This window comes from Nostoc sp. KVJ20, from assembly GCF_001712795.1.
GTDB lineage: Bacteria > Cyanobacteriota > Cyanobacteriia > Cyanobacteriales > Nostocaceae > Nostoc.
On record NZ_KV757586.1, the window covers coordinates 84,804 to 103,769 of the forward strand.

14 protein-coding genes are annotated in these 18,966 nt (G+C 39.7%); 7 read left to right on the plus strand and 7 right to left on the minus strand.

The window, feature by feature from the left end; translation table 11 throughout:
* Nucleotides 1-655 precede the first annotated feature (655 nt).
* From A4S05_RS09825 to A4S05_RS09840, 4 genes are all read left to right on the plus strand, one after another.
* On the plus strand, nucleotides 656-883 hold the full coding sequence (locus A4S05_RS09825; RefSeq protein ID WP_069069643.1) for a hypothetical protein: 228 nt from the start codon (nucleotides 656-658) through the stop codon (nucleotides 881-883).
* 175 nt (nucleotides 884-1,058) lie between these two features.
* Nucleotides 1,059-2,339 (plus strand): LbetaH domain-containing protein, encoded by a 1,281-nt coding sequence (locus tag A4S05_RS09830; protein ID WP_069069644.1) that lies wholly within the window; start codon nucleotides 1,059-1,061, stop codon nucleotides 2,337-2,339.
* A gap of 18 nt (nucleotides 2,340-2,357) precedes the next feature.
* A complete protein-coding gene (locus A4S05_RS09835) occupies nucleotides 2,358-2,882 on the plus strand; it encodes a hypothetical protein (RefSeq protein ID WP_256090908.1) in 525 nt (174 codons plus the stop codon).
* Nucleotides 2,883-4,085: 1,203 nt separating this feature from the next.
* Nucleotides 4,086-6,506 (plus strand): sucrose synthase, encoded by a 2,421-nt coding sequence (locus A4S05_RS09840; RefSeq protein ID WP_069069646.1) that lies wholly within the window; start codon nucleotides 4,086-4,088, stop codon nucleotides 6,504-6,506.
* Nucleotides 6,507-6,559: 53 nt separating this feature from the next.
* On the opposite strand, the gene A4S05_RS09845 is transcribed toward A4S05_RS09840, so the two are convergent.
* Nucleotides 6,560-7,114, minus strand: a complete 555-nt coding sequence (locus A4S05_RS09845; RefSeq protein WP_069069647.1) for a peptidoglycan-binding domain-containing protein — start codon at nucleotides 7,112-7,114, stop codon at nucleotides 6,560-6,562.
* A 793-nt stretch (nucleotides 7,115-7,907) separates the two neighbouring features.
* A complete protein-coding gene (locus tag A4S05_RS09850; protein WP_069069648.1) occupies nucleotides 7,908-8,624 on the minus strand; it encodes an ROK family protein in 717 nt (238 codons plus the stop codon).
* A 238-nt stretch (nucleotides 8,625-8,862) separates the two neighbouring features.
* Between A4S05_RS09850 and A4S05_RS09855 the strand changes: the two genes are divergently transcribed.
* Both A4S05_RS09855 and A4S05_RS09860 read left to right on the plus strand, forming a co-directional pair.
* On the plus strand, nucleotides 8,863-9,672 hold the full coding sequence (locus tag A4S05_RS09855; RefSeq protein ID WP_069069649.1) for a creatininase family protein: 810 nt from the start codon (nucleotides 8,863-8,865) through the stop codon (nucleotides 9,670-9,672).
* 154 nt (nucleotides 9,673-9,826) lie between these two features.
* Nucleotides 9,827-10,330 carry a 2TM domain-containing protein gene (locus A4S05_RS09860; RefSeq protein ID WP_069069650.1) on the plus strand — a complete coding sequence of 168 codons (504 nt, stop codon included), beginning with the start codon at nucleotides 9,827-9,829 and terminating at the stop codon, nucleotides 10,328-10,330.
* 504 nt (nucleotides 10,331-10,834) lie between these two features.
* Here A4S05_RS09860 and A4S05_RS09865 read toward each other — a convergent pair.
* From A4S05_RS09865 to A4S05_RS09875, 3 genes are all read right to left on the minus strand, one after another.
* Nucleotides 10,835-11,299 carry a CYTH domain-containing protein gene (locus A4S05_RS09865; RefSeq protein ID WP_069069651.1) on the minus strand — a complete coding sequence of 155 codons (465 nt, stop codon included), beginning with the start codon at nucleotides 11,297-11,299 and terminating at the stop codon, nucleotides 10,835-10,837.
* 303 nt (nucleotides 11,300-11,602) lie between these two features.
* On the minus strand, nucleotides 11,603-12,289 hold the full coding sequence (locus A4S05_RS09870; RefSeq protein ID WP_069069652.1) for a DUF6875 domain-containing protein: 687 nt from the start codon (nucleotides 12,287-12,289) through the stop codon (nucleotides 11,603-11,605).
* Nucleotides 12,290-12,972: 683 nt separating this feature from the next.
* Complete coding sequence (locus tag A4S05_RS09875) at nucleotides 12,973-14,634, minus strand: alpha/beta hydrolase (protein WP_069069653.1); 1,662 nt, start codon at nucleotides 14,632-14,634, stop codon at nucleotides 12,973-12,975.
* Between the two features lie 638 nt (nucleotides 14,635-15,272).
* Between A4S05_RS09875 and A4S05_RS09880 the strand changes: the two genes are divergently transcribed.
* Nucleotides 15,273-15,728, plus strand: coding sequence for a hypothetical protein (locus tag A4S05_RS09880; RefSeq protein WP_069069654.1), 456 nt, complete (start codon nucleotides 15,273-15,275; stop codon nucleotides 15,726-15,728).
* A 298-nt stretch (nucleotides 15,729-16,026) separates the two neighbouring features.
* Here A4S05_RS09880 and A4S05_RS09885 read toward each other — a convergent pair whose 3' ends face one another.
* Nucleotides 16,027-17,082 carry a M28 family peptidase gene (locus A4S05_RS09885; protein ID WP_069069655.1) on the minus strand — a complete coding sequence of 352 codons (1,056 nt, stop codon included), beginning with the start codon at nucleotides 17,080-17,082 and terminating at the stop codon, nucleotides 16,027-16,029.
* Nucleotides 17,083-17,269: 187 nt separating this feature from the next.
* Nucleotides 17,270-18,223, minus strand: coding sequence for an SGNH/GDSL hydrolase family protein (locus tag A4S05_RS09890; RefSeq protein WP_069069656.1), 954 nt, complete (start codon nucleotides 18,221-18,223; stop codon nucleotides 17,270-17,272).
* Nucleotides 18,224-18,966 lie beyond the last annotated feature (743 nt).

Below are 18,966 nucleotides of genomic sequence, written 5' to 3' on the forward strand. Positions count from 1 at the left end.
AATTTAAATTATTTTTTACCTATACTGATTATCTTTTACTAGCAATTTAATGTGAAGTTGCATATATCTTGATCCCCCTAAATCCCCCTTAATAAGGGGGACTTTAAGAGACTTTTGCCCCCCTTTTTAAGGCTACGGTGTACACACATCTTGGTAATGAAGCGCAAACCCTGGATTTACCCCCCTTAATCCCCCCGATGCCTTGGGGGAAATATCCGGTTCTCCCCCAAGGCATCGGGGGAGTTAGAGGGGGTGAGATGGACTTGTGTGTACACTGTAGCTTTTTAAGGGGGGTTGGGGGGGATCGAATTATATGCAGCTTCATAAAAAATTGGTATTACTAGCAGAATTAATCTAATTTTATTCCTTCAGATAGATGACTTTTTTAATTAAATTATTGTTTTGTGAACAAAATTTTCCATTATAAATTTAATAATATTTTTATTATTTCGATAAATTTTTTCAATACCTAAAACTCTAGTGTTAAACAGCAAATAGGAATACAATAAATTGTTAATTGCTGGATGTAGCATTTTCTACTTGATTAAACTTGAAAGTTATTAAGTAAAATAAACCGAAAAGGTACAGGACATACTTAAACTTTTCGGTTTATCTTACCCAATAAACTTGGCAAACTATTAGGTAACAAGGAATAATGTTGAAACGTCGCATAATACTAGCTGGTTTGAGTGTACTTAGCTTAACGTTAGCTGTGAGTACAAAAGTTTATGGTAGTTCCACTACCGGGCCAGATGCTTGGGAGACTGTCTACAATGATGCGGTTGCTGGAGCAACAACGACAATTTCAGTGTCGCCTTTAGGCTTGTTGTTATCATTGATTTTGCAAATAGTTTACAACTTAGCAGGTTTTTGGGGCGGTTAATTCATCGTCTGATATCTCAACAGAAAAATAGTCGATATAGAGACTTTTGCAGTCTGATTTTTAGCCTGCGTAGACGCTCTGCGTCTTATTGCCAAACATCGCCTGAATAAATCTCTCATTCATTAACGCAGATTATCCCATAGCCAAATATTCCAAACACCGTGAGGAGTTTTTTATGTTCAAACCTCGCACAATTTTTAGTGCTTTAAATGCAATTATCCTAGCGTTTGCCATCAGCACACAGATATATATACAACCCGCATTAGCTGCTGGAGGAACGTGTAATCCAACTGTGGGAAACCTACCTATATGCCCAAGTACCGCACCTTCCGAGTCAGCTAGTTTTGTTGACCCAACAGCAACAATCACCAATCCCACAAATATCACCTTGGGCGAAAAAGTCTACGTCGCTCCATTTGCCCAGTTAGATGCTACTAATGCTCCAATTAGTATTGCAGCAGATTCTAATGCCCAAGACCAAGTAAAAATCACAGCTTCAGGAACAGGAGTGGAGATTGGTGAGCGTGTCATTATGGCACACATGGCCATTATCAAAGGTGCAGCTAAAATTGGTACTCAAGGTTCTACAGGGCCTTTTACCGATACAGTTACCAATACTCAGTTTAGCAACACTGTTCCAGAGACTTTTCTCGCCTTCAATTGTGAAATAGACGGTGCAACCATACAAAGAAACACAGTAGTCAACTTTCTGGCGCGAGTTGGCCCTGGTGTTACCTTACCCGCTGGTAAAGTTGTCTTGCCTGGTAAAAACGTCACAAATAATCTACAAGCTAATAGCGGCAGTTTAGGGAAAGTAGTCAACCTGACACAAGCAGACGTTGCATTAATGGAAGGCATTATTGAAGTCAATGAAGCATTTGCCAAAGGTTACACAGATTTAGCTATGGCAGACTTGACAAACGTAACAGGGATTAATTATGCTCCCGTCACCTTCTTTAATTCTGGAGGTCTACCGCAGATAGGTGGAACTCCAACTAGTGATCCGAACTATCGTAACCGAATTATCGGTAATCTTACTTTCCAAGATTCTTTAGCAACACTCAACCACAAACTAGCTAATAGAATTTCGCTACGTGCTGATGAAGGTGAACCTTTTAATGTTGGGTCAATTGCTGGGATGGCAAACGATGTTGTCTTTCACGCTTTAGAAACCACTAGTTTGACTCTTGGTAATGGAGTTGGTTATGGGCCTCGCGCTCTAGTTCATGGTGGTCGGCAGGTTGTCAATGGTGTTGCTAATGGCCCTGAAACTAGCATAGGTGATGCTGTAGGGCTAGGGCCGAACTCTGTTATATTCCGCGCCAGCATTGGCAACAGATCAGCAATTGGGCAAAGAAGCGCAGTCTTCAACTCTACAGTAGCTCCCAGAACGTATATCCGTTCTCGAACAATCTATGCAGACAACGGCAACCTGATTTTACCTGTGGAGTGGTAAGCAACTGACTTTTGCATCATGATGAATCGGAAAATATTGTCGGTGCAATTACAATGCCTACGATTGATTGTGCTGTTCACTTTGATATTCGGATTGATACTAGGTGTTGATGACAGTTCATCTATAGCTGCTGAAATCACCTCAAATCAGCCTCAAGTTGTACAACCTTCAGTCACCGGACTTGTCTCTACATTGTCAGATGAAGTCGAGGAATTACCATCAGGCTTAATTCGCTGGTCAACTTACTGGCAACTTTGCTGGGAACCATATCCTGAAGCTAAAGAGTACGAACTACAAACGGTGCTTGTGGAAGGTAAATCTCCAAAGTTGAAACGTCAAAGCGATCGCTGCTTTCGTATACAAGCTGCATCTAATGAAAACCAAAAATCACAAGGATTACTCAACCGTGATTTGATCTTGCTAATGCATAAAATTCAGCTTGGTTATCGAGTGCGAGCTGTCTTAAATGACAACCGTCTCAGTGAATGGTCTGAAGTCATGGCAGTCGGTGCAACTACTACCTCTGAATTGAATGGTACTTAGAATATCTGTAATAGCCCTTGTGGTACTAGCGATAGCACCAGAAGTGAGTTTTTCTAATGTTTGTGGTGCAATCCCAGCGCGAAGATACCCTAGTAAAGGTGCGTAATAGTCATGCTTCCCCTTGAACCATTGTTTTGTCCTTGTTGTACTCCAGCTATATTACATTTGCTGACTCAATCCGATCTGACTCAGCACCTACTCCAATTAAGAACGAGGTCAGTTTCTACGGCTATCAAAAGGAATCAAAAACAGTAACAGCAATCTCTCTATCTATCTGTAGCAGGGCAAACGTATCTAATGTTTACTACAGGTCGCTTGAATATTTAGACTTAGCCCTGTTTTCTCCCTTTGAGAGAATGCAATCACCGAAAGAGTTGTGAAGCTTACATCAAGATTCCCGACTTATTGGAAAAGTCGGGAATTTTAGCATCAGAAGTTTTTGAACACACATTTAACTGTTAGAAAATGCCTAGAAGAATGATAACAGTCAGCCCACAGAAAGCAAGCAAAGAGATAATCAGAATGTTGCCTATACTGTGATCGGAAGTTGTTAACTTATGTGTATTGGTAGCCATATCAATCAACCAGATTTAAACAACCTTGCTGAAATTATAACTAGGGCAAATCAAGATTAGTCTATCTCTGAACAAAAATTGATTTTAATTCGTGGAGCTTAACGAACCATTCTAAGCTTTTGATGCTATATTTTCTGCGCTAACATACCCTACGTGCATTTCAGAAATCAAAGATTAGTCCTACAAGTACAGAAATGTCAACATTCTAAAATAATAAAAAAAGTATTGATTTACAAGTCTTACTGAGCTTGAGAGATAAATATTGACCTTATCGGTGTGCTGATAATCTGATAGATGTAAATTGTTGATATAATCAAGTTTAATCAAGAATTTGAGGGCATAATAGATTGCGCCCAAAATATTATTATGCAGTTATTTACTAACATCTATCAAAAGAAATAAAAATTGTATTCCTTTAGTTAGATCCAAAAATACTGAGTCATAGATACTTTAAGTAAAGTAGAACATGATTTAAGTGCCTGCTGAAAAGTTGAGACTTGTAGGTACACAGATAAATATAGTTTATCTGTGTTATTTCATGTTTATATGTGGTTTAAGAAAAGGTAGAGGCTTGTTTGTCTTGCCTTGAAAGTTAAGAATGCAAACATCGTCATCTAGTGGAGTTGCCATGTCTGAATTGCTTCAAGCAGTCTTAGATAGTGAAGAAAGAAGTGATTTACGTTCCTTTATTAGTGAATTACGCCAACAAGAAAAGAAGTACTTGCTGCGGAACGACATACTGAATGTATATAGTGAGTATTGTTCTAAGTCCCAAAAACCTGAAGCTTTTTATACTTCCTCGGAGTTAGGCAAACTTATTTACTATACTCAGGAAATAATTCAGGAGGACTCAAACTTCTGTTTCATTATCCGTTCTAAGATTGCTAGCCAAGAAGTTTATTGGTTGACATCAGACTTGAGCATTGAGCCGATGACGGTGCAGGATTTGCTGGATTTGCGCGATCGCTTAGTGGACAAATCTCATCCTAACGACGGCGGCTTGCTAGAATTGGATTTCGGCCCGTTTTATGACTACACCCCAGTCATCCGCGACCCCAAAAATATTGGTAAGGGAGTACAATTTCTCAACCGCTATCTATCCAGCAAAATATTTCAAGACTCCAAACAATTGCTGGACAGCTTATTGAATTTTTTGCGCCTGCACCAATACAACGGTGTTCAACTGCTGGTCAACGATCGCATTCAATCACAACAGCAACTTTCCGAGCAAGTAAAAAAAGCTATCGGTTTTGTTAATAATCGCCCCGAAGAAGAACCCTACGAACAATTCCGATTCCAATTGCAGTCAATGGGTTTTGAGCCAGGTTGGGGTAATACCGCAGGGCGAGTCCGGGAAACCCTAAATATTCTCGATGAATTGATTGATTCTGCCGATCCTCAAACCCTAGAAGCTTTCATTTCTCGCATCCCGATGATTTTTAGAATCGTCTTAGTGTCAGCCCACGGTTGGTTTGGGCAAGAGGGCGTTTTGGGGCGTCCCGATACCGGTGGTCAGGTGGTTTACGTCCTTGACCAGGCAAAGAGTCTAGAGAAGCAGCTACAAGAAGATGTCTTGCTAGCTGGTTTAGAGGGATTGAATGTTGAGCCAAAGGTGATTATTCTCACCCGCTTAATTCCCAACAGTGATGGTACTTTGTGCAATCAACGACTGGAAAAAGTTTATGGTACTGAAAACGCTTGGATTTTGCGAGTACCTTTACGGGAATTTAATCCCAACATGACTCAAAACTGGATTTCTCGGTTTGAGTTTTGGCCTTATCTAGAAACTTTCGCCATTGACTCAGAAAGAGAACTAAGGGCAGAATTTCACGGCACACCTGACTTAATAGTTGGAAACTATACTGATGGGAATTTAGTGGCATTCTTGCTGGCGCGACGATTGAAAGTTACGCAATGCAATGTTGCCCATGCTTTGGAAAAATCTAAGTACTTGTTCAGTAACCTCTACTGGCAAGATTTGGAAGAAAAATATCATTTTTCCTTGCAATTCACAGCTGACTTGATTGCCATGAATGCTGCCAATTTTGTAATCAGCAGCACCTATCAAGAAATTGTCGGAACACCGGATAGTGTGGGACAGTATGAGTCTTATAAGTGTTTCACCATGCCGGAGTTGTACCATGTGACCAATGGCATTGAATTATTTAGTCCCAAATTTAATGTTGTGCCGCCTGGAGTAAACGAAAATAATTACTTCCCTTACACCAGGACTAAAGATCGGGTGGAGAGCGATCGCCAACGCCTTGCAGAAATACTCTTTACTCTGGAAGATCCCACGCAAATATTTGGCAAACTCGATGATCCTAACAAGCGCCCTCTATTTTCAATGGCGCGTCTTGACCACATCAAAAACCTCACAGGTTTAGCTGAATGCTTTGGTCAAAGTAAAGAATTACAAGAGCATTGCAACTTAATTTTGGTGGCGGGTAAATTGCGCGTTGAAGAATCAGGCGACAACGAAGAACGTGACGAAATTATCAAACTCTACCAAATAATTGATCAGTACAATCTCCACGGAAAGATTCGTTGGCTGGGTGTGCGCCTGACTAAAAATGATTCTGGTGAAATTTACCGAGTTATTGCAGATCATCAGGGAATTTTTGTCCAACCAGCTTTATTTGAAGCTTTTGGTTTGACAATTTTAGAGGCGATGGTTTCAGGCTTACCTACTTTTGCTACACAATTTGGCGGGCCATTGGAGATTATTCAAGATAAGGTGAATGGATTTTTAATTAACCCGACAAATTTAGAGGAAACAGCCACTAAAATTGTGGACTTCATCACTAAATGCGAACAAAATCCTAACTATTGGAGTGAAATTTCCCAGCGAGGAATTGACCGAGTTTACACCACCTATACTTGGAAAATTCACACTAGCAAGTTGTTATCATTAGCACGGATTTACGGCTTCTGGAATTTTACTTCAAAGGAAAATCGGGAAGATTTGTTGCGCTACATTGAGGCTTTGTTCTATTTAATTTACAAGCCAAGAGCGCAACAGCTATTAGAGCAACATCAGTATCGATAGTTTGTCATTTGTCATTTGTCATTAGCCAAGGACTAAGGGCTAAGGACAAATGACTAAATTGTTAACGCCCGCCAGGTTCGTTGACCAACTACTCCATCTGTTGCTAAATTCCGTTGATTTTGAAAGGCTTTGACAGCCGTCTCTGTCAGTGCGCCATAAATCCCATCCACTCTAACGGCATAACCATTAGACACTAACAGCCTTTGTAAGACTCTGACAGTAAGGCCAGAGCTACCGAAATAAAGAGTCGGCATAGGTTGGCTACTAAACTTCTGGAAACGTCCTGTAGCCTTTACACGGATTCTAACTCCAGCCTGAGCATATTTCTTAGGCTGACCTAAGTTGGAAGAAGCTAGGAACTGATTATTTTTGCCGATTTTATTAAGTATGTGTTCTTTTGTTAGTGCGATCGCTGAGGGAGAAGCCTGGGAAACCTCATCTGTCTGCATAAATTCAGGTGGTGTGACTTGAGCAGTCATTTCTAACTGACTCTGTTTTGACTGGTTTACGTCATTTTCCATCTGAAATAATTGCTGCTGTGGCAAATTGGCCCCAGATGCTTGTCTTATTGTTAACACGCCCGTCATCATCAGGCCAATTTCACTCATTGTAGTTCATTTTACTTCAAGCAATATTTCTTTTAACTAACAACATTGCTGTTGTCCGGGATAGTTCATGCTGACCAAATAAAAAATCATGTACTAATTTTTTCAGATAATATTATCAGGCTCATATTTTCTCACCTCCTATTCCGTTTAATCAGACTAATATTATTAGCTTTGTGCTTTTTTTATCTTTCATCCAGGCATCAATTTGTCAAATATGATATTTAAATCAACGGTTTAGACAATAACATACTATATGATCATCTGGGAATGTCATGAAACCAATTTGCCTAATTGTCTTCGGTTGGTTCTTGGTATGCTGATGCTACTTTTATCATATTTATACTGCTACAAAAAATACTGCTATATTCACTGAGTCAGGTTTTTAAGCATTCATCAATGCAACATTTGACAACAAAATCAATTGTTAATTACAAAAAAATGTCCTCTCTCAGAGGTTATTTTGAAGAAGAAGCCAGCATTCAGAAATCAGAATTCAGAAACTCTGGAAGTCTTCAGCCATAATTCCTAAATATCTACTTTTCTAGGAAATTTTTCTCGGAAAGCGCATACTTTAGCTTCAAAATAATGAAACCGCACAACGTTGTTGCACGGTCTTAAATTTTAACTAGAGTTTAGATTACTGCATGACAAAGTTACACGGGGGCACGGAAAAAATGTCTATACAATTCTCTGGCCTAGCTTATGTTAATTTTTATAACATTTTTAAATCTTGAGAAAAGAAGCACCTTAATAAAACAGGAATCAGAATTCTGAATTCTGAATTCTGAATACTTTACCTTTTCTCATCTCGCCATAAAGCAATACCACCTAATAAACCAGTGATATTGGGGATGAGTTTGACATTTAACGGTAGCTGTAAATTCACTCTCACAGCTTCACCACCGCCAATGTAAAGGTAATCATAATTGAACAGATGTTGCAAGGATGCGATCGCTTTTTCTAAACGCCTATTCCATCTTTTGTCACCAATTTTTTCTAACTCTGCACGCCCCAACTGCTGCTCGAAAGTCTCTCCTTTGCGAAACGGATGATGCCCCATTTCCATATTCGGCACCAGTTTACCATCTATAAATAAAGCTGAACCAAACCCTGTACCCAGAGTAATCACCATTTCTAGACCCTTACCTGCGATCGCACCAAACCCCTGCATATCTGCATCATTAATCACCCGCACAGGCTTGTTTAAATGTTTTAATAATGCTGTTTCCAAATCAAATCCGATCCAATCTGGATGTAAGTTTACCGCTGTCTCCGTGACTCCACACCGCACCACACCAGGAAAACCGACCGAAACGCGATGAAATTCACCTTGAGCCGCCGCTAACACAACAATTGCATTAATTACAACCTCCGGTGTCGCAGGTTGGGGTGTATCTAAACGCACTCTTTCGGTTACAGGATGCCCCGTAATATCCAAAACCATTGCCTTAACGCCACTACCACCAATATCAACCGATAGGGTACGAATCGATCCATTTTCTTCAACCATTAAGTTACATCCTTGGTTAATGTTCGTTATTTCGTTATTATGCTCTGTTGAATTTGATAATATCTGGATGTTTGGAGAGTCTTTATATTAGGAATTGGGAATGGGGAATGGGGCATGGGGCATGGGGGAGAAGAGAGACAAGGGGGACAAGGGAGATAAGAGGGACAAGGGAATAAATAACCCATGCCCAATGCCCAATGCCCAATTCCCAATGCCCTAAAATATAAATTTAACTAATATGCATAGTTTCATTCCACCAGAACGCTTTTTTCCCTACCTTACCTGGACTGATATTCAGGCAATGCCAGATAAGGAAAACGTGGTAATCATCCAGCCAGTAGGCGCAATTGAGCAACATGGCCCTCATTTGCCTTTGATTGTAGATGCTGCGATCGGTGTGGGGGTGCTGGGAAAAGCAATGGAAAAGCTGGATGCCAGTATTCCCGCTTATGCTTTACCAAACCTTTATTATGGCAAATCTAACGAACACTGGCACTTTCCCGGTACGATTACCCTGAGTACGGCAACTCTCACGGCAATCATTATGGAAATGGGAGAAAGTATTTACCGGGCTGGCTTTAGAAAACTGGTGTTAATGAACTCCCACGGTGGACAACCCCAAGTTATGCAAATGGCGGCGCGAGATTTGCACGTTAAATATGATGACTTTTTGGTATTCCCCTTGTTTACTTGGCGCGTGCCTCATATAACTAAAGATTTATTGACTCCGAAAGAGGCAGCGCTAGGAATGCACGCTGGAGACGCTGAAACTAGCATTATGTTATCGATTTTGCCAGAACAAGTGAAGCTAGAGAAAGCTGTTGCAGAATATCCACCAGAACAGTCAGAAAGTAGTTTACTGAGTTGGGAGGGTAAGTTACCTGTGGCTTGGGTGACGCGAGATATCAGTAAAAGTGGAGTGATTGGCGACGCGACAACCGCAACAAAAGAAAAAGGCGATCGCATCCTCGAATCTGTGGCTAACGGTTGGGTACAAGTTATTCAAGATATTTATGCCTATCGACAACCAAAAGTAGACGAGAGATAGACCCTTTTTACCCAAAGTTAAAAATCCAATACATTCAATGCAGGACAGCATCTAGATTTGCTAATGTAAGAATAATGGAAATAGTACTAGCGTCGCTGCTGAAAATCTATCGGGTAGCAAATTTCTATTGAAAGTAATATTAAGAGAAAGAATTATGACAACATTTGAACCCAAGAGCCTCCGCTCTTATAGCCAAGAAGATGTTCAGCAAATTCTGCACTTAGCGATCGCTCGTCAAGCTGATGACAAAGACACAGAATTTTCTTATGAACAGATATTAGAAATTGCTGCTGAGTTAGAAATTTCACCTGAATCTTTAAAATTAGCAGAGCGTGATTGGGTAGTCCAACAGGGCCAAGTCCAACAGCGAAAAGCTTTTGACGATTACCGGATCAGAAGATTTCAGAAGCGTATAGGCAATTATGCAATTTTCAATGGTTTTTTTATACTGATTGATTTAATTGCTGGTGGCGGAATTTCTTGGTCGCTGTATATTTTACTATTCTGCGGATTACCTGTAGGACTGGATGTCTGGAATACTTTTCAAATCAAAGGTGAAGAGTATGAAATTGCATTCCAAAAGTGGAGTCGTAACCATCAAATTAAGAAAACCATCAGCACCGTTTTGAATAAGTGGTTTAAGGCATTACAGGCTTAGGAAATTTTTTGGCGTAAGCGTCTGTGTAGTGTCTCGTAAAGGATGTTTGAAAAGTCCTCTTGTCGGTATCAAAAACTTTCGATCCTCAAAATCCCCCTTTTTAATTTTGTGAATCGTAATTCGTAATGACGCTATAGCAGTTCTCGACAAGCGTGAAGTACAATTTTGACCTATCTCCAAACCTCTCTCCTAAAAGGAGCTACGGTGTACACACAAGTCCTAAAAACCTAGCTTGATAAGCGTTTTTCCTCGTTCCCATGCTCTGCGTGGGAACGAGATCAACGGGAAAACAATGAATGGAAAATCAAGCTTTTTTCGACTTGTGTGTACACCGTAGCCTTTTAGGAGAGAGGCTTTGAATTGTTCCCCCTTCCCGCCTTCGGAAAGGGGTTAGGTCTATTTGCACACCTGTACTTCACCGGATTAAAAATAGCTATATTATGGCAGACGGTGCGTATAGCTTGCTTCCCTATAGGGGTGTGCTTATCATCAATATTTCAGCCATTACCATTGTGAAAAAGGGTGTTTTACTAGATTGCTGTTGAAATATCTGAAGTCATCAGAAACTTCTTCTCCAATCCAGGTTGGTAGTTCAATTTTTTGGTTCTCATCACTGAGTTCAACTTCTGCTAAAATAAGTCCTTTATTAACACCATCAAACTCATCTATTTCCCAAATTAAACCGCCTGATTCTATTTTATATCTGATTTTTTCTATAAAGGGACGTTCACACAATGTCTCAAGCATTTCTTGAGCATCTTCAAGAGGAATAGGATACTCAAACTCTAATCTGGAATATTTAATATTAGGGCCTTTAATTGTCAAATAACTTTTTTCTCCTACTATACGTATACGTACAGTCCCTTTGTCTTGTGTGGCAATGTATCCTTGACGATAAACACTACCCTCAGCTAATCCTCTCCAGCTATCTCCTCTCACTAAATATTTCCGCTCTATTTCTTTTGCCATTTTATTTATTTGCTTTTATGTATTAAACAATAGTGTCCTTATACCAATTCTATATGAGGTGGCGCTTTATTCATTTAGGGGAAAGCCGTTTCTCTACGAGACGCTCCTTGTAGCTTGCTTCGACCTAGGAGTATGCGTCTGCATGAATTGCCACTACCGTAAAACAAAGGTTTCAGCTATTGTTTGCGTAAGTCCTAATTCAGTAAAGTCATATTCAAAAAATAATTCTATACGATCGCCAAATTTCCTGGCATCATTACTTTAGCTGCTCAGTCCCCAACCCCCTATTCAAATATTTGATATTTATATGCAATAACTCAGTAAATTTTCTTTTTGAAGTTGTTTCTTCGCTAAAGCCAATGCTTGATGGGCATTTTTAAACTTTGTTTCATCTATAAATTTATTACCAAAACGCTTTAAATAAGCTTCCAGATACCGAATACGTAAGCGTGGATCAGCCGGACTCAGAAGAAAGGGAAGGTCAGCTTCAACCATAAACCGGATAGCCAACAAGGGAATAGGGCTACGAAGTGGACGAAAGTTTGGGTTGTGCAAACCAGGACTATCATTACGTTTATGAAACTCTCCTATCATCAGTCCTGACTCAACAAACAAAGGTTTAAGTTTTTGTTGGACACTATCTATTAGCTTAGTAGCGTCTTCTATATGAACGTCAGGAAAGATAAGTAAAAAAGCTTTATTGATTGCTAATTCCTGCTCTTTAAGATCCATCTCAAGAAAGATATCTCGGTAGCGTCCAACAACATCTTCTAATTGTTCTGAATACAAATCTTTTGTGCGAATAACTGCCAGACGAATAGTATTTGACTTGAGAGATAAAGGTACAAAAGGGCAAACTGCACCGGTTCTTCCTAAGTTAGGATGAGGTCTTCCTAAAAAATTTTTCACCCAATCCATAATTTCAATTAAGTAAGGAAGGTCTTCGTGTTGCTGGAGTTGTTCGATTTCACGAGTTGTATATAGTTGCATGAGCTTGAGTGAAATGGAATAATTGTTTAATTCTGAATTCAAAATTAGTTTTATAATATTATGTATCGGGAACTAATTATTATTTAAATAAACAAAGCAAGCCTTGAAGTTTTTTATTTTGGCTTCATCTGTGGCTTGTAGTAGATAAAATTTTTCTACCATTTTTGTGAATTTAAACAATTTTACGCCAATCAATACGCAAACATATTTTTTTATCAAGCAACTTGTGTTCATTAATTTTTGGCATTTTCGTCAGAATACATATGTATTATCCAGTAGATGCTCGGATTTTTTTACACTCTTAAGTTTCTATTATTTTTAACAAAACAATTATAAAGTTTATATCTAAATACTTATTCTTACTGTAAAATTTTAATATTGACTGGATAACAACTATAAAGCTATTATCAAGTTAGTATGATTTTATTGAAGTAAAATATTAAAATTCAGTCCAATTTTATTGAAAGGACAAAGGGATGAGGAGGCTGGATGATCTGCGGCTTCTAGTGTTCCCCGTATCTCTACTGTTAAAGCTTCTTTCTTCGTAGAGGTATGCAGACTTATTGGCACAGCCTCTCATGGAGTAGAGGCTGTGCTATTGGGGGAAACCGACCCTCAGACAAATCTTGGCAACGCACTGGTTCCCTGATAAACAAATTGGATATTTTTTGAATTGGAAGGCCTTATTTATCAACAAATTCTTTCACTACTGCCATAGCATTAGGAGGAATCTGGGTAATTAAGCGAAATGGGAATGTGGGAGTTGAAGCAAACTGGGCATAATCTGATGTCAGAAACACAGCGTAGTTTTTAGCTTCTGGAGTCATCTGTGCGGCAAAGGCCAAAGCTATAGCTTTAACGTACTTACGTACATCAGCGGCTTGTTCACCCACAACTTCACCGCCACTAATCGGTGTATTCGGTTGTCCTGCCTGATCCAAAGTGGTGCTGGGATCTTTTACACTTAGATGAGTACCCCCAAGTATACCAGCTAGCCATTTGGGGGATGGAATTTTGTCAAATCCCACAATTTGTTCAGTTAAAGCTGGGGTGGTTTTATCTGCGGAACCTGCTAATACTAGGGTAGGAACTTGCACCTTAGTTAACCCAGTTTTGCCAAAAATCAGAGAAGTTGTTGGATTAAGAGCGATCGCCTGTTTGATTCTAGTATCCCGTAGTTGATAGCTATTTTCGGGCAATTCTTCAGCGATGCACTGCATACCTTCCGCCAGACTCAAGCTAGTCAAGTTTTTTTTGCAGCGTTGTTTGAGTTGTTCCAGTTGTAACTCGGCTCCAGCAATTGTTAAAGCTGTACCACCACCAAAAGAATAGCCAACAACCATCGCGTTCGTAGTTGCAAGTTTCCCAACAAGGGGATTATTAGCCATTTGGTTGAGCTTTTCTAATTCGTCGAGAACAAAACTAATATCTTGAGGACGATACAAAAACTCTTGAGGCTGTACAATTCTGGTTTTACCTTGTAATGCCAAATTAGTATTTGCCTCATTACTACCGGGATGTTCTAAAGCTGCTACTACATAACCGTGGGATGCTAAATGTTCTGCGAGGTAACGCAAGTCCGTGCGGACTGACCCGAAGCCATGAGAAAAGATAATTACGGGTTTGTCGGGAGTTGCAGCAGTTGACCAGTAAACATCAACTGGGATTTTGCGCTCGCGCTTTTGGTCATTTAGGCTTAAGTTGAGTATTTTTACTTGGGCGCTTCCTGGTTGACTAGGATCAAAAGGGAAAGCAACCTGTGGTGTTCTAGGCTGTGGTGTTATGGGGTCGAGTTGGGGAGCGATCGCTAGCATAAATTGTTGAGTACGCCAAAAAGCTGTATTCAAACTCCCTGCAACCACAAAAGCCTGTGGCAAATCAATTTCTAGGCGTTTGCTGGGATAAGCGGCGATAAAACTCAGTATAGAAAGACCCTGCGGTGCAGTAGAGCCTAATACTAATCCTGCTCTCAGTGCTTGTACCCCAGCTTTGTCCTTTCGCGCTAAAGCTGTAGCAAAGTCATTGAGAATAGTTGTGCCAATCTGGGTATTAACTAACCGATTAATGGTGACAACATTCATCGGTATATTCATACCCAGCGCCCCTAAGAAAAAGCGGCGTTGTTCTTCAGATAATCCTTTAGCGTAAGGCTGCAAACTTCCAGGTAATTTTCCAGTTTTTGCAGCCTTTTGCAACTCAGCAAGAGAGATGGATTCTGTAAATAAACCCAAACGCACCACAACTGTGTCAGCCGCAATGGCCGAAGCATTTGTCCCGAACGATGTAAGTATAATCGCACCAAAGAAACCCGCAACTGTCTTAAGACTTCCCCAACTTATTCCCATAAATATTTATACCAAGTGTTACTTACGGGAATATAACGGATATTTGTGTATTTGACTACCCCATTAATTGCCTAAAAATAAAAGTAGATTTTTTCCTGAACTTAATTGCGATGTCTACGACGCGCTACGCTTACGCTCTGATCTCCTCAAAGTAACTGCTGATCCAAACAGAGCCACATCAAAAGCATAACAAAAGTAACAAATTGTAGAATTTATTACAGCTAAAAAATTGAGCATAAATCAGTGTTAACAGCCACAAAAGCTCGATTGTTTCTCAGCTAGGTTTAATACTGTAACAGCGACAATCAAAAATTATTTATTCAAAGTAACTAGATTATGTATGGGGTCAAAAAAATAGTGGTAATTCCATCTCAACAAGAGGGATGGAAGGAATAAGCCGCCTGCCGATTTAGAGGTTATTTTAAAAGTATTCCACTGTGATTTTAGGCACTTTTAGATCCCCCCTAGCCCCCTTAAAAAGCTACCGTGTATACACAAGTAGAATTACCCCCCTTAATCTAAAAATGACTTTTAGAACGTGTTGCAGAGGTGTTGCAGGTGGATAGTCTTACTGCTGTCGCTGCATTATCATTACTCATCAAATTCTACCAGCCGCCTCAAAACTTTTTCTTAGATTTATGCGTCACAGACTCCGCTATATTTTAATTTTGCTGCTCTCCCTGAGTATTATTACACTGTGGTGGCCTGTGAATAACTCTGATTGCAATTTCGAGACTTTTCTCACATCAAAAACTACAAAATTCCAAGTACGCGCTACTAAAGTTATTGTTCAGCCGTGGCGTGGCCGTCACCATGTATATGGAATATTTATGATTCCTGATGAATACAAACAATCTCCATTTTTTGTGTTAACAGTCCAAGGTGCTGGCAGTTATTGTTCAAAACAATTTGGTTATAGAAAAAACTTTAATGATATCTTAGCTGAACCAGGCACTTATCTGGTGAGGAAATTTATTAGAACTCGAACAGCTCTGCGACTCATTCTCCAAGGTTTGTACTTCGACCTCAACAATAAAGATAACTGGACGTTAACTTTCCCTGAACCAAACACTAGTACCGCAAGGCGGAATTAAAAATTAAAAATTAAAAATTAAAAATGAAGACAGCGTAAGGGTTTTGTTGATTGGGAATGGGTGGTTTATTTCCGCTGTGCTGTACTAGTCAAGATAATTCATAATTTATCGAACAGAATTCAGGAGTCAGGAGTCAGAATTTAGCAATGTTTTCTGTATGACTGGCGGATGAATGACCGGCGTTTTTGCACCCCCACCAAATCGTAGATTTGGTGGTTTTCAATTCCTGCGCCGGTCTGAATCCCCGACTGATTTATTCTGACTCCTGAATTCTGACTTCTGGATTCTTCTTCAAGAATCAGTTTTGTGGTTGAGTTTCCAAAACTTCGGTCTTCTCTAACAAGGCAGTAGTCGCATTGACTACAATCTGTGCTGCTCCTGTGAAGAACGATCGCTCGATAGTCGCTGGAACATCGCTAGGTTGATGATAGTGGGGAGTACGTAAATTTGCGGTGTCTGTGACCAGCACAGCACCCACGCCTTGATACCAAAATGGTGCATGGTCGCTGCGTAGGGTATCGGGTGTCAGTAAACCTTTAAAAGGAATCGGCAGTGTCAAGATTGCTGGCAGATTTGATTCTTCTTTATTCAGGGCGATTGAGGGGACGTTCTGCGAGTTTTGAAAGGCATTCAGTAAAGGCAAATGTTCTGTATCACCGACTACTGCCAAAAAGTCGCCCTTGTCGCTAGGTGGGGTAACAGGCAATCCAGCAGGGTATTTTTGACACCCAGGAGTGTAACATGCATAACCTACCATATCCATAACGATCGCTCCGCCTAAATTTTGCAAGCGTGCTGTCTTGCTCACAAAAGCCTGACTACCCAAAAGTCCTATTTCTTCCTGGTCAAAAAAAGCTAGCTGTAACGTCCGTGGCGTGGGGCGAGAACCGAGTAACCGAGCGACTTCCAGCAATACGGCTATACCGCTGGCATTATCATCAGCACCGGGGGATGAAGCAACAGTGTCGTAATGCGCTCCCACAAGAATTGCTTTAGCGGCAATGCTCGTTCCTGGGCGTTCGGCAAAAATATTCACACCGTCAGAGAAGTTTTCCAATTTAGGTTTCCAGCCTAATTTTGTGAGTTCAGTTGTGATATAAGTGCGAGTAAGCGATCGCTCTTTTGTTGTGTAGCGCTGAAAATTTAACTTTTGGACATGAGTTAACAGCCTGTCAGCAGACACTTGCGGCGCACTGTCAACTTTTTTTGGCTCTGGCTGTGGTTGGGGTGTTTCCACTGGAATGCGCTCAACAATTTCTGGTGAGGGACGCTGTTCAAAAAATGTGCTACTTCTACTACCCACCACCGCAACTGCCATCAGTACCAACAGCATCAGCCAAATCCATTTTTTCATGTAATTTATCCTTGGCTTCCAGACTTAGGGTAGCGCAAATCCCTAGTCAGAATGAATTAATCATCGTCTAGATCAACATCAAAATTTTCTAATAAAGTCTCAGTAGTTTTTTGTTGTTCTGTCTCCCCTTTCCAGCAATTCCGAAGAAATACTGATTGACTCCTTCTGCCTCTTTCAAGAAATAGTTCTATTTTCTAGATTTTCCTAATTTGTTGAAAGACTTCAATATAGGTTGAGACTTTAACACTGAAGCTGCATATTCCGCGATAATCTTATGACCAGCAGTTGTAGGATGGATGCTGTCCCAGAACAAGAATTTGTCGGGGTTGGTCTTACATTCAAATGATGGAGTAGAAGCTGGTATAGTTATTAAAACTGAGCTTCCTATGCAAGAGTCAAGCACATTTGTAAACTTATCTTGTCTAGAATTAGCTAAAAGCTGTTTAAATAAATAATTAACATCTAAAAAAATGATGTTTACATTATTTAGTTCTTGGCTTAAAGAATTGAGGCTTTTAATCAACTCGACATTATATTCAGTGGCCGAATCATTGAGTTGTGTGGAGTTTACACTATTTCTTGTCCCTGGTAAGTCTCCCAAATTGAATAAATTAGCCACTAGGATATTTTTAGCCCCAACATTGGCAAGAGCACGCACCGCTGTTGATATATTCGTAACTGGCTGGCTAGGATTTACAGCACTTTGAGAGTAAAGGAAATCATTCGTACCGCCCCATACGATATAAAGTGCGTTTGGGTTAACCGACTTATTAACTTCTGTAAATTTCTTAATCTGAGATAAAACTCCTGTGAAATATAAACCAGGTATAGGAGGTATAGTAACGTTATATAACCCAGATTTAGCACCACCAACAGCAAGGTTAGTAATGCCAGAGGGATTTAAGCCCATATCTTGTGCAAGATATTCTACCCAGACTGGCCCATTAGAAAAACGTCCATCTTTGTAAGGTTGGGGGGGAATACCTATACCCAATTCACTTTTTGTGATCTTGTAATAATTTACATCATCAGAATAACTATCACCAAAGATATAAATCTGTTCAAAATCAGCAGCTTCTACCTTCAGTGTAAACACGAATGAAAATAAGCAAATTGCTGCCGTTAAAATTGTATTCTTCATAAGATTTTCCTCATGTGTTTGAGCAACTTTATAAATTAAATTACTGGGCAATAGGAACTCAAAGAGTGATTTCAGTAGTTTTGTTTTCCATGAAGTAAAAAAACTACGGATTTTGAGTTAATAGGTAGAGTTAGAGCTTGTTCGCATCTGATTTTAAGTCCTGCATTTTGTACTTTATTTATTTGCAGTTTTCTGTAATTGATTGAAATTGTTTGAGATTTAGCTATTAACTATTGATTGAAAAAGGCAGAAAACAATAATAAAGCTTTTGTATTTTAAAGATACTTGCTTAATAATTATTAGTCTTTAATAAAGTTGCTAATTTATAGTTAAGCAAGCCGTTGATTTTGACTATAATCTACACTAAAAAATAATGGTTTAAAGACCATTTATAAAGTAACCCTTAAATTTATAGATGCGTTCAAGCAGCGCATAACGCACCTAGAAATATGTTGCGTTACGGCTAAATTAGGGTTTTTAAAATCCTCAAATTCTTAGAGGTTGTTTGAAAAGTAGTATGTTGTGATTTTAATCGAATTATTACCCCCCTTAGTCCCCCCTTATAAAGGGTGGAAACAATAAAATCCAGTTCCCTCACGCCACATGCTTCAAGTCGGCGAAGCCGCCCAACGCAGTGGCTCCCCTTTATAAGGGGAGGGCTAGGGTGGGGTAAAAAAATTTTATACATCAATCATGACTTTTCAAACATCCTCTTACATAGCCGTAACATACCTACTTAATAT

Bases quoted from the DNA above. Each gene is read 5' to 3' on its own strand.
- A4S05_RS09890 (WP_069069656.1), bottom strand. From the start codon at position 18,223: ATGAAGAATACAATTTTAACGGCAGCAATTTGCTTATTTTCATTCGTG.
- A4S05_RS09880 (WP_069069654.1), top strand. From the start codon at position 15,273: ATGCGTCACAGACTCCGCTATATTTTAATTTTGCTGCTCTCCCTGAGT.
- A4S05_RS09870 (WP_069069652.1), bottom strand. From the start codon at position 12,289: ATGCAACTATATACAACTCGTGAAATCGAACAACTCCAGCAACACGAA.
- A4S05_RS09855 (WP_069069649.1), top strand. From the start codon at position 8,863: ATGCATAGTTTCATTCCACCAGAACGCTTTTTTCCCTACCTTACCTGG.
- A4S05_RS09830 (WP_069069644.1), top strand. From the start codon at position 1,059: ATGTTCAAACCTCGCACAATTTTTAGTGCTTTAAATGCAATTATCCTA.
- A4S05_RS09860 (WP_069069650.1), top strand. From the start codon at position 9,827: ATGACAACATTTGAACCCAAGAGCCTCCGCTCTTATAGCCAAGAAGAT.
- A4S05_RS09840 (WP_069069646.1), top strand. From the start codon at position 4,086: ATGTCTGAATTGCTTCAAGCAGTCTTAGATAGTGAAGAAAGAAGTGAT.
- A4S05_RS09835 (WP_256090908.1), top strand. From the start codon at position 2,358: ATGATGAATCGGAAAATATTGTCGGTGCAATTACAATGCCTACGATTG.
- A4S05_RS09845 (WP_069069647.1), bottom strand. From the start codon at position 7,114: ATGAGTGAAATTGGCCTGATGATGACGGGCGTGTTAACAATAAGACAA.
- A4S05_RS09865 (WP_069069651.1), bottom strand. From the start codon at position 11,299: ATGGCAAAAGAAATAGAGCGGAAATATTTAGTGAGAGGAGATAGCTGG.
- A4S05_RS09850 (WP_069069648.1), bottom strand. From the start codon at position 8,624: ATGGTTGAAGAAAATGGATCGATTCGTACCCTATCGGTTGATATTGGT.
- A4S05_RS09825 (WP_069069643.1), top strand. From the start codon at position 656: ATGTTGAAACGTCGCATAATACTAGCTGGTTTGAGTGTACTTAGCTTA.
- A4S05_RS09885 (WP_069069655.1), bottom strand. From the start codon at position 17,082: ATGAAAAAATGGATTTGGCTGATGCTGTTGGTACTGATGGCAGTTGCG.
- A4S05_RS09875 (WP_069069653.1), bottom strand. From the start codon at position 14,634: ATGGGAATAAGTTGGGGAAGTCTTAAGACAGTTGCGGGTTTCTTTGGT.